Below are 8,878 nucleotides of genomic sequence, written 5' to 3'. Positions count from 1 at the left end.
GCACTCAGTCGGCCGCAGAACCGGCATGCCTTCGCGGATCCATCCCTCTTCGAGCTCGCGGCGGCGTACGGTCACGGCATCGTTCGGAATCATCCGTTCGTCGACGGAAACAAGCGAACGGATCTCCTTGCGGCCCGAGCGTTTCTGTTCAGAAATGGACCTCGACTCGATCCCGACGAGGCCGAGATGGTGCGGGTCATGGAACGAGTGGCTTCGGGAGAGGTGAGTGAAGAGGAACTCGCGCAGTGGATCGAACAAAACACCGTTCCGCGGTAGCCCCCAATGGCCTCTCCACCATCTCCCCGCTGGTTCCTCGTCGTGCTTCTTCTCGTTGCGTGGGGCCACTCGTCGAGCGCCCAGCCCACCGCCCTCGTCGGCCCCACGGCCCTCAATCCCGCCGACTCGACGGTGATCGAGAACGCGACGGTCGTATTGGAGGGCGACCGCATCGCGGCGGTGGGCCCCTCGAGCGCGGTGACGGTGCCGGAGGGGGCAACCGTCTACGAGATGCCCGACACGTACGTGATGCCGGGCCTCATCGACGGGCACGTCCACTTCTTTCAGAGCGGCGGCCTCTACACACGTCCGGACGTGATCGATCTTCGGGCGAAGCGGCCCTACGCCGAGGAACTCCGTCGTATCAAGGACCGTCTGCCGGATACCTTCCGCCGCTACCTGCGCAGCGGCGTCACGAGCGTGGTCGACGTAGGCGGGCCGATGTGGAACCTCGACGTGCGTGCGCAGGCCGACACTACAGCGATGGCCCCGACCGTGGCGGTGGCCGGGCCGCTCATCTCCAGCGTCTCCCGCCCATCGCTGGACCTCGGCGACCCGCCCATCCTGAAGATTACCGATCCGGAGGCCGCCCGGCAGGAGGTGCGCGAACAGGTGGACGCGGGCGTGGACCTGATCAAGATCTGGTACATTGTGCAGGGAAACGAGACGCCCGCGGACTACCGGCCCGTGGTGGAGGCGGTGGTCGACGAGGCGCACGCCGCGGGGAAGCGCGTGGCCGTGCACGCGACGGAGCTGGAGACGGCCCGCGCCGCCGTCGAGGCCGGGGCCGACATCCTGGTCCACAGCGTGTTCAACAAGCCGGTGGACGACGCTTTCGTGCGTCTCCTCCGCGAGAACGACGTGCTCTACACGCCGACGCTCATGGTCGGGGAGCGCTACCGCGAGACGTTTGCCCAGCAGCTCGACTTCACGACGGCCGAGCACCGCATCGGGCAGAAGGACGTCATCGCCTCGCTCTTCGACCTGCGCGCCCTCCCCGACTCGCTCGTCCCGGCCGGCCTCCGGAAGCGCATCGAGCAGGCCCCCACGATCGCGTCCGACACCACAGCGATGCGCAACCTGAAGCGCCTTCACGACGCGGGGGTGTCCATCGCGGCGGGCACCGACGCGGGCAACATCGGTACACCGCACGGCCCGGCCCTCTACCGCGAGTTTGAGCTCATGCGGGCCGCCGGCCTCACGCCGCGTGATATTCTCGCGACGGCGACCGCGGGCGGGGCGCAACTGATGGGCCGTGACGACCTCGGACAGCTTGAGCCCGGCATGCAGGCCGATCTCGTGGTCCTGAACCAAAACCCACTTGCAGACCTCTCGAACGCCTCGTCGATCCACCGGGTTGTCAAGGAGGGCCGCGTGTACACCCCGAACGAGCTGACCCCGCGCCCTCCAGAAGCCGTCGTGCAACAGGGCGCCAATGCTTTCAATGCCCGCGACCTCGGCGGCTTTCTCGACGCCTTCGCCCCTGACCTGAAGGTGTACGAGCACCCGGACTCGCTGGCGATGAGCGACCGGTCCTCGCTCCGTGACCAGTACGCGTCCACCTTCCAGACAGCACAAAATCTTAATGTTCGTATTCACCACACGGCCCCGATGGGCCAAACCGTCGTTCTCCACGAGACGATTACCGGTGGGCCTGGTCCTCCCAACGAACAGGTGGTGCTGTACCACGTGGCGAACGGGGTCATCGATCGCGCGTGGGTCGTGCCGAAGGAATGAAAAACCACCGGTCGGGAGAAGGGCTGCGTTCCATCTTGGAAGCGGTCCCGGGTTGGCGCGGGTTGCACGATCCCGGCCTCAGGCATAGCTTGCAATCCTATTCTCGCTGCGGTCTCGTCCCTCGTACGGCAGACGAGTGCGGACAGGACCCCTTTTTTCGGACTCAACGCTTCTTCTCTATGCCAGAACGACGCGCGTTTTTGAAAACTCTCGGGGCGGGGGCCCTCGGCGCGGCCGCCGCGGGCGTTTCGACCCCGCCCGAGCGTTCCCCGACGAATGCGACGGACGGGGACAAGCCGTCGCCCCCCGAATCCGCCCCGACGAACTGGGTGTGGATGGGGCCGGAACTCGATGTTCCTGAGGACGAGTGGAAACGCCGGTTCGAACGGCTACGCACACACAACATCGACGCAATCCTGCCGCAGGTTTACAGCAATAGCGCGGCGTACTACGGAAGCGATTTTCTGCCGGTCGAGGGGGAGTGGCTCGAAACGATTCTCCCGATTGCCAAGCAGGCGGGCCTGGAGGTGCATGGCTGGATGATTTCGATGCCCTGCACCATCCCGGAGATCGTTGAGGCCCACAAGGAGTGGTTCGTGGTGAACCGAAATGGCGAGTCGGCGGTCGACGCGCCGGCGTACGTCGACTACTACAAATTTACGTGTCCGAACCGGCCGGGGGCCCAGGACTTCATCGAGAGGCGGGTGCGGGAGATCACATCCATCGGCGGGCTCGACGGCATCCACTTCGACTATATCCGCTTCCCTGACGTCATCATTGCCGAGGCGCTCCAACCAAAGTACGGGGTCGTGCAGAACGAGGAGCAGGCCCCGTACGACTACTGCTACTGTGATGTCTGTCGGTCGATGTTCGAGGAAAAACACGGGTCCGATCCCTTCGATCTGGAAAACCCCCCTGCGAGTATGGAGTGGCGGCTCTTCCGCTATGAGAGCATCACAAACCTGGTGAACGATCGTCTCATTCCCATCGCCCGGGAGAACGACAAGGCAGTGTCTGCCGCTACCTTTCCGAACTGGCAGTCCGTCCGTCAGCGGTGGCACCACTGGGACCTCGACTACGTGCACCCCATGCTGTACCACAACTTCTACCACGCCGGGGCCAACTGGGTGCGCGACCAGACGCGGGCCGGCATCGAGCGGCTACGGGGGCAGGGCAAGTCAACCCGTGTGTACAGCGGCCTCAACGTGGGGGCCGTGGCGCCGGGGGGCCTGAAGCGCCTCATCGAGAAGGCGCACGAGGGTGGTGCCCAGGGCATCACACTCTTCTCGGCTGGCAGCATGAACGACGCGCTGTGGAACACCTTCGCGGAGACGACTGCGCGGGTGTGACTGTCCTCTGTCCGGTCCGCAGTGGCGGGCGCCGTGAATCTGTTCGTGAAGGCGGGCATGCCGCCGCGAAAGCTCGTGCTCGGCGTGCCATTCTACGGGCGCAGCTGGGCTGGGGGTGAACCGAAGAACGACGGGTTCTAGGCCTTGACAGGAGCGATCCAAGATCTCCCCAGTTCAAATCCACAGAGCGTGCCGACCAGAAGGAGGCCGACATAGGTCCCCTCTGCTTCCGGTTCGACATCGGCCGAAAACCGTCTACGAGTGCGGGGCCCGCTACCGCGGAGAAAGGCCCGAGGGCTTCCAGGAGCGGTTCCATTCTCGCGGGAATGAGAGACGAGAGCTGAGAACAGGGTCCCGTATCTGGACACGGTGTGGCCCCAGGGTCAGGCGTTCGCGTCTACGACGGGCGATGGCGGTAGAGAGGGAGTCCGTCCTCGACTCGGTCAAGAGGCCAGGCCTCGTCGGGCAGGGATTCGTCTGCGCCGAGCACGAGCACTCCGCCGGGGCGAAGCCGCTCGAGGAGCTTACGCAGGAAACGACGCTGTAGGGCCGCATCGAAATACGTAAAGACGAGATTCCGGCAGCAGATGACAGAGAAAGTCCCGTCGGGCATCGAGGTCCGGATGTCGTCCTGACGCCACGTGACGTGGCGGCGGTAGATGGGATGGAGGCAGTAGGGTTCAGCGTGCTTGCCGCAGTCGAGGGCCGGATCGTGGACAAACGCGCGGTCGATCCAGGCCTCGGGGAGGTCCTTGAGGGTGCCCCGCTGGTAGCACCCGCGTCGCGCTCGCTCTAGCATGTGCGCCTGTGCCTCCGACGCCGTCACGTGCAGCGAACGGCCCCCGAACCGATCGCGCAGCGCGTGGCGCCACAAAATCCGGAGGGTGTAGGGTTCCTCGCCGGACGCCGCCCCCGCGCTCCAGGCCCGAAGTGGCGCTTCCCCTTGTGAGGGGAGCCCCCGGACCACCGCTGGGAGCACCTCGTCCCGCAGGGCATCGAAGACCACCGGGTCGCGGTAGAAGCGGGAGACAGTGATGCGGCACATCGCGTCGAGCCGCTTCCACTCGTCCGGATGCGCCTCCAGGTAATCCCGATACGCATCGAGGCTCCGCAGGCCCAGCGCCTGCAGACGGTCGGCAAGGCGCGACTCGACCTGTCCTCGAACCCGGCGATACCCCGCCCATCGCTTGCCCAGACGAGGGAGGGCCCACCGAAGAAAGGAGGGGTAAGGATCCGCAGACACGGCTTGTCGAAGACGCAGGGGGAGGAGGCGAAGGTCGCCCGTCATTTGGGCTGCGGCAGCCGAGCGATGTACGCGGTGCCCGATTCAGTTTTGGGCACCGAGCTAATGATAGCGATCTGGCTGTTCTGATCGAGTCCTGCCCCAAAGTCTACGGTGCCGAGATCGAGGATGGTGCGCTCCTGCCACGATCCTTCGGTCTGCCGCTGGAAAACGTAGACGACGCGGTCGATGTTGATTTCCTTGCCGAGCTGTTCGTCGTAGCCGGTGATCAGCGCGCGTCCGTCCTGCAGGGAGACGGTAGAGCCAAAGGCCCCAGAGTCGTACGGGATCGAGGGCCGCAGAGTCGCAGACCGCGTCCAGGTCGTGTCGTCGCGGGTGTAGACCGTCGCCGCGCCCGATTCATCGTTCCCGGCCCGGTCCTCACCGACGATTAGGGTCGAGTCCTGAAGGTCGAGCTTGATAAAAAACGCGTCGATGCCCTTCAGGTGTGCGTCTTGCCGCCAGCGTTCAGCCGCCACGTCGTACCGAAACACATAGACGGATCCGGGCTCCTGCTCGAAGAAGGTGGAGGCCGCCACGGCGAGATGATTGCCGTCGAGGGCAACGTCCCGCCCGAGGACGCCCGACTCGGTCCCGCGTTGGACCGATAGCCGGGCTGTGCGGGACCACGCACCGGTAGCAGCGTCGCGCTCGAAAACATACGCGGCGCCGTTGTACGCGCCCTCTGGGTTGCCGGACGTGCTCACGACGGCCCGGTCGCCGTCGAGCGCTACGCCCGCCGCGAACAAGCCTTCCTGCTGGTTGGAGAGCCCGGTAAGGCGTGCCGCCTGCGTCCAGGTCCCCCTGGCCGTACGCTCGAAGATGTACGCCGCGTTCTCGCCTTCGCCCACGAGGTCGCTGTTGAAGGCGCTCACCAGGATGCGCGATCCGTCGAGGGCCACATCGGCCCCGAAGAACGCTTTTGCGTGGCAGTCCCGTGGCACCAGCCGGGCCGAGAGGGACCAGGACGTCACCAGCGGCCCTGGACGGCGCTCGTACACGAACACCGCCCCGGCGTCGTCGCCGCAGACAGAGGCGCCGCTGGCCCCTACGACGGCGATTGAGTCGCCGATGGCAACGGAGACCCCAAACGAGGCCGTGTCGAGGGAGTCGGGGCGGGGCAACGACTCGATCTGGGCGTGGGCCTCCGGCAGGAAAAGACCGCCGGTGAGGGCGAGAAGCAAACCAAGAGAGCGAAGGAGGGACATAGAGGGATTCAGTTCGTGCGGCGGGACCTAAAAAAATACGTGGGGGAGAAGACAGCGGTCCCGCTCTACTGGTCCTCGAGGGCCATGACGTGTTCGGTGAGCATCTCCCACTCGTCATAGAGGGTAGACAGTTCCTCTTTCAGGGCATTGTATTCGTCGGACAACTCGCGGGCCTGAGCCCCATCTCCGTCGTAGGCTTCCGGATTGGCCATGGCTGCTTCGAGCTCCTCCTGGCGCTCCTCAATCTCCAGGATTCTGGCTTCTGTCTCTTCCAGCTTGCGCTTGAGCTGGTACGAGTTGAGGTCGGCGTAGGGCCCCTCTTCGGGCCGCTGCATCGCATCGGCGTCGGGGGCCCCACCCGACTCGTTCCCGGACACCTGGCCGTTCGAGGAGGAATCGGAGGGGGGAGACGCGTCCGCCGTCCCTGTGGAGTCTTGGAGGGGCCGGGCCGAACCCTCCTCCACCTGCCAGCGAAAGTCGGAGTAGTTGCCCAGAAAGGTGCGCACCGTGCCGCCGCCGACGCGCCACGTCGTCTCGGCCACCGCGTCGAGCACATGCCGGTCGTGACTCACCAGGACGAAGGTGCCCTCGTACTGCTGCAGGGCCTCGATGAGCACCTCCTTCGACTGGATGTCGAGGTGGTTGGTCGGCTCGTCGAGGATCAAGAAGTTGGCGGGCGAGAGCAACGTGCGGGCCAGAGCAAGTCGGCTTTTCTCCCCGCCGGACAGTACCCGTATCTCCTTGAACGCATCGTCGTCGGTAAAGAGAAAAGTGCCGAGCAGATTGCGCAGTTCCGTTTTCGGACGGTTGGGGGCCGCCTCGCGGACCGCCTCGAACACAGTCTGGTTGGGGTCAAACCCAGCGACCGCTGAGGCCTGGGGGGCAGGGGCGGTCGAGGTCAGGTGCTGGGCGTAGAAGGACATCTCCACGTTATGTCCTTCAGTACGCGTGCCCTCAAAGTCCTCCACGCCGCGCAAGATGCGGGCGAGGGTGGACTTGCCGGCCCCGTTCGGCCCCACGACCGCGATTTTGTCGCCCCGTTCGATGGTGAGAGGGCCGGCCTCAGTAAACACTGGGATCGTGCCCTCTTCGGTCTCGTAGGCCTTGCGGAACGTGGAGAGCTCCAGCACTACGGTTCCCGAGCGAGGGGGCTCCGGAAACTCGAACGAGATCGACGGCTCCGAATCGGGGGGCGGGGGGATCCGGTCCATCTTCTCCAGCTTCTTAATCCGGCTCTGTACCTGGCTGGCCCGCGCGGCGTTGTACCGGAACTTGGAGATAAACTCCTCAATCTCTTCGATTCGCTTCTGCTGGTTCTCGTACCGCCGCCGCCACCGTTCGTAGCGGGCCTCGCGCGCCTCCAGGTAGTGGGAGTAGTTGCCGTCGTAGTGCAGGAGACGACCTCGCGTGAGCTCGGCGATGGATGAGACCATGCGGTCGAGGACCGAGCGGTCGTGGCTCACCAGGATCACAGCCCCGGGGTACGTCTGGAGGGTGTCCTCGAGCCAGTCGATGCTCTCGATGTCGAGGTGGTTGGTCGGCTCGTCGAGGAGCAGCACGTCGGGCTGCTTGAGGAGAAGACGGGCCAGGGTCGCCCGCATGCGCCAGCCGCCCGAGAAGGTGCGAAGGGACCGGTCGAGCTCGTCGGGCGCAAAGCCGAGCCCAGTGAGCACGGACTCGGTGCGGGGCCGGACACGGTGTGCCTCACGGGCATTCAGCTTCTCCTGGACTCGATCCAGACGGTTCAGGAGTTTCCGGTGGCGCGCACTCTCGTGGTCGGTAGCAGCCAGCTTCTCACTGATTCGTTCCTCTTCTTCTTCGAGGGCCAGCACGTCGTCGAAGCCTCGGAGGGCTTCCTCCCGCACCGTACGGTCGCCAGGCAGCTCCTGGACATCCTGCTCAAGGTAGCCGATCGATACGCCCTCCCGCACCACCTCCCCTGAATCCACGCGCTGCTCGTTGGTAATGACCCTGAACAGGGTTGTCTTTCCGGCGCCGTTGGGGCCGACGAGGCCCACGCAGCGCGGCTCGGGAGAAATTGTCCACGACAACCCGTCGAACAGGAGCTCGTCTCCGAGTTGGAGGCGAATGTCGTCAAGCTTAATCATGCCGCCACGATCGACTCTGCAGGAGTTGACCAGGAGGAACTGCTCTCTACGGGACGGGCCCTGCTCCCCCCGGTGCAGGACGAGCGGGATTCAATCGCTCTCGCCGTCCGGGGCCGGGGGCATGGACGCGTCGAGCCGCTGGACGAGACGCTCCAGTTCGCCGTTGAGCGCAGCCGTTCCCTCCTCGTACTGCTCGCGTTGGAGAAACAGCTCTTCGGCGAAGGCAAGGGCCGCCATGACGGCCGCCGTCAGCTCCGCCTGTTCAGGGTGGGCCTCCTTGAATTCCTTCATCCGCTCATCGACAGAGGACGCGATGCGGCGCGTGTGCGCCTCGTCGCCCTCCTGCACGCGAAGGCCGTACTCACGACCCATGATGTGCACGCGGATCGACTTTGTGTGCTCCGAATCGGCCATAGGACTCGGTCGGTGAGGTGCGGAAAAGACAGCAGAGGCAGATCGGCACCAGCCCAGAGAAAAAGAGCCAGTCAAGAGGGGGCGTCGTCGGGGGAGAACTTTGTCTCTCCCGGTGCCACGGACCGATCTTTGAGGTACGTGTCGATCGCCTCGATGAAGTCCGAGATCCGATCCTGGAGATGCTCCGGATCGTCCTCGAGTGCGAGTACCGTCTTGTCGTCTGGAACGGAGGGCTGCTGTTCCAACTCCTCGACGCGCTGTCGCAGGCGCTCGTTTTCCGTCTGCAATTGGTCAAGGAGGGTCGCAGCACGCTCCACTTTCGCACGGAGACGGCGAACCACGTCCTGATGGACGGGAGGGAGGGAGGAGAGGTCGTCTTCCCCATCCGCTTCCTCCGAAGAGGAGGGATCCGGGGGCGGTGACGGGTCAGGCTCGGGGATCGGGACTCGGCTCGCTTCGCTCATGACGGTCCTCTAGGAGATGAGAGCAAACGAGAGGCCGGCG

The 8,878-nt window shown here is 65.1% G+C and carries 8 protein-coding genes; 3 read left to right on the top strand and 5 right to left on the bottom strand.

Annotated elements, in window-relative coordinates:
• The 3 genes from ABEL04_RS10865 to ABEL04_RS10855 form a co-directional block, all read left to right on the top strand.
• Positions 1-276 (top strand): type II toxin-antitoxin system death-on-curing family toxin (locus ABEL04_RS10865; RefSeq protein WP_375802415.1); only part of this gene is annotated, 276 nt, incomplete at its 5' end.
• A gap of 6 nt (positions 277-282) precedes the next feature.
• Positions 283-2,013, top strand: a complete 1,731-nt coding sequence (locus ABEL04_RS10860; RefSeq protein ID WP_375802414.1) for an amidohydrolase family protein — start codon at positions 283-285, stop codon at positions 2,011-2,013.
• A gap of 179 nt (positions 2,014-2,192) precedes the next feature.
• The gene (locus ABEL04_RS10855; RefSeq protein WP_375802413.1) at positions 2,193-3,362 is read left to right on the top strand and encodes a family 10 glycosylhydrolase; all 1,170 of its coding nucleotides are present in this window, start codon (positions 2,193-2,195) and stop codon (positions 3,360-3,362) included.
• Between the two features lie 397 nt (positions 3,363-3,759).
• On the opposite strand, the gene ABEL04_RS10850 is transcribed toward ABEL04_RS10855, so the two are convergent.
• The 5 genes from ABEL04_RS10850 to ABEL04_RS10830 all read right to left on the bottom strand — a co-directional run bounded on the left by ABEL04_RS10850 (position 3,760) and on the right by ABEL04_RS10830 (position 8,838).
• Complete coding sequence (locus ABEL04_RS10850; RefSeq protein ID WP_375802412.1) at positions 3,760-4,650, bottom strand: CheR family methyltransferase; 891 nt, start codon at positions 4,648-4,650, stop codon at positions 3,760-3,762.
• Positions 4,647-5,852 carry a hypothetical protein gene (locus ABEL04_RS10845; protein ID WP_375802411.1) on the bottom strand — a complete coding sequence of 402 codons (1,206 nt, stop codon included), beginning with the start codon at positions 5,850-5,852 and terminating at the stop codon, positions 4,647-4,649. The genes ABEL04_RS10850 and ABEL04_RS10845 overlap by 4 nt, the downstream gene beginning before the upstream one ends.
• A 65-nt stretch (positions 5,853-5,917) precedes the next feature.
• A complete protein-coding gene (locus ABEL04_RS10840; protein ID WP_375802410.1) occupies positions 5,918-7,960 on the bottom strand; it encodes an ABC-F family ATP-binding cassette domain-containing protein in 2,043 nt (680 codons plus the stop codon).
• A gap of 90 nt (positions 7,961-8,050) precedes the next feature.
• Positions 8,051-8,374, bottom strand: a complete 324-nt coding sequence (locus tag ABEL04_RS10835) for a cell division protein ZapA (RefSeq protein WP_375802409.1) — start codon at positions 8,372-8,374, stop codon at positions 8,051-8,053.
• Between the two features lie 71 nt (positions 8,375-8,445).
• The gene (locus ABEL04_RS10830; protein ID WP_375802408.1) at positions 8,446-8,838 is read right to left on the bottom strand and encodes a dopamine receptor D4; all 393 of its coding nucleotides are present in this window, start codon (positions 8,836-8,838) and stop codon (positions 8,446-8,448) included.
• Between the last annotated feature and the right edge of the window lie 40 nt (positions 8,839-8,878).

The sequence above is a fragment of the Salinibacter sp. genome, from assembly GCF_042218895.1.
GTDB lineage: Bacteria > Bacteroidota > Rhodothermia > Rhodothermales > Salinibacteraceae > Salinibacter.
This window is presented reverse-complemented; position numbering and strand designations above follow the sequence as displayed.

What these genes read in the sequence shown, in the direction of transcription:
- ABEL04_RS10860 (WP_375802414.1), top strand. Translation starts at nt 283, where the DNA reads ATGGCCTCTCCACCATCTCCCCGCTGGTTCCTCGTCGTGCTTCTTCTC.
- ABEL04_RS10855 (WP_375802413.1), top strand. Translation starts at nt 2,193, where the DNA reads ATGCCAGAACGACGCGCGTTTTTGAAAACTCTCGGGGCGGGGGCCCTC.
- ABEL04_RS10850 (WP_375802412.1), bottom strand. Translation starts at nt 4,650, where the DNA reads ATGACGGGCGACCTTCGCCTCCTCCCCCTGCGTCTTCGACAAGCCGTG.
- ABEL04_RS10845 (WP_375802411.1), bottom strand. Translation starts at nt 5,852, where the DNA reads ATGTCCCTCCTTCGCTCTCTTGGTTTGCTTCTCGCCCTCACCGGCGGT.
- ABEL04_RS10840 (WP_375802410.1), bottom strand. Translation starts at nt 7,960, where the DNA reads ATGATTAAGCTTGACGACATTCGCCTCCAACTCGGAGACGAGCTCCTG.
- ABEL04_RS10835 (WP_375802409.1), bottom strand. Translation starts at nt 8,374, where the DNA reads ATGGCCGATTCGGAGCACACAAAGTCGATCCGCGTGCACATCATGGGT.
- ABEL04_RS10830 (WP_375802408.1), bottom strand. Translation starts at nt 8,838, where the DNA reads ATGAGCGAAGCGAGCCGAGTCCCGATCCCCGAGCCTGACCCGTCACCG.